Annotated in this window: 1 protein-coding gene and 1 pseudogene; one reads left to right on the top strand and one right to left on the bottom strand. The window is 59.5% G+C overall.

The features are described from left to right. Positions 1-286: 286 nt before the first annotated feature. Positions 287-430, bottom strand: a complete 144-nt coding sequence (locus EDE12_RS22055; protein ID WP_166671925.1) for a transposase domain-containing protein — start codon at positions 428-430, stop codon at positions 287-289. A gap of 455 nt (positions 431-885) precedes the next feature. Between EDE12_RS22055 and EDE12_RS21705 the strand changes: the two are divergent. Continuing rightward, positions 886-1017, top strand: a pseudogene (locus EDE12_RS21705) (integrase core domain-containing protein); the annotation flags it as partial. Positions 1018-1193 lie beyond the last annotated feature (176 nt).

Below are 1193 nucleotides of genomic sequence, written 5' to 3'. Positions count from 1 at the left end.
TACCTTCTGGCGGGCTCGCCTTACCCATGTCCGTCGTCTATCGGGCGTCCGACCCGCCGGGACCGGCGGGCCGCTGGATGATCGAGCGTCTCGCGATGTGTCCAAAGCAGATGGGCGACGAGGACGTGATCGCCTGATTTTCGATTCGCGACTTGAAAAACCGATCTGCGGCGGCGGCCTTCTCATCCGGCTATAAGGCTGTGGTGCAAATTTCACGAATGGCATGAATTTGGGTTCGGGCGTTCTTTGGTTCAGGCGGCAAGCACCGAGGTCCAGATCTCCGGCGCTATCTTGCCGGCCGTGCGGCTGGCGTCGGCGACGAGGATTTGACGGCCCAGGGCATCAGCTCGTCGATGCGCGACTGCGGATGGCCATCGGTGATTGCCTCGAGCGTCGCCTTCATCCAGGCATAGGGATCGACGCTGTTCAACTTGCATGCCGCAAGAAGCGAAGCGAGACGTGTCCAGGAACGCCTACCTTCATCGGAGCCGGGATCATAGTGCTGGGTTTCTGACATTCGAAGCGGAGGTCAAATATCCGTTTCACCCGCTGGTTGGTCAGAGTGTCGTGGTCGTCGGAGACCTCGTGCATGACGGTGTTCGTTATTTCCTGATTCGTCAGGCCCATGGCAGCACCTATCAAATTCCCGAATGGATGTTCGCTCAGGAGGCTAGCGCTCTTGCGATCGTAGCCATTCCGCGGCTTCCCGTCGGCCAACTGATCCTCTTGCGCCGCTTCGCCGATCAGCTCATGGCTAATTTCCCGGGATCGAAGATTCCGGAGGGGTCGGCCATGAAAAGGTTGTCGCACACGCAACTGGACTTGTTCGTCATATCGGTCGAACCAGTGGCATTGACCGACGCGGAGCGGCAGATGGCGGGAGATGAGGAGGTCTATCTGAAAGTCTACGACAGCGTGTCCGAAGCGCGCGCTTCGATCGGCCGGTATCTGGCCGTCTACAACGAGGGGTGCCCCCATTCGTCGCTTGACGGGCATACGCCCGACGAGGCCGACTTCGACGAAAAGGAAACAGCGATGGCCGCACGAACGTCGCCGTCGATTTTGTCGCAGCTCTGGTCTGTCAATCGGCATCGAAAATTGGCTCTGACTCACTTCTGATGCACTTGCGGCGCCGGGTGGCGCTGGTTTCACAGGGAATCAGCGCCATGACGACTGCTCTGCGTCCTTCGGCA

This window comes from Methylosinus sp. sav-2 (genome assembly GCF_004366495.1).
Classification (GTDB): Bacteria; Pseudomonadota; Alphaproteobacteria; order Rhizobiales; family Beijerinckiaceae; genus Methylosinus.
The sequence above is the reverse complement of the archived record's forward strand: the minus strand, read 5'-3'. Positions and strand labels throughout refer to the sequence as shown.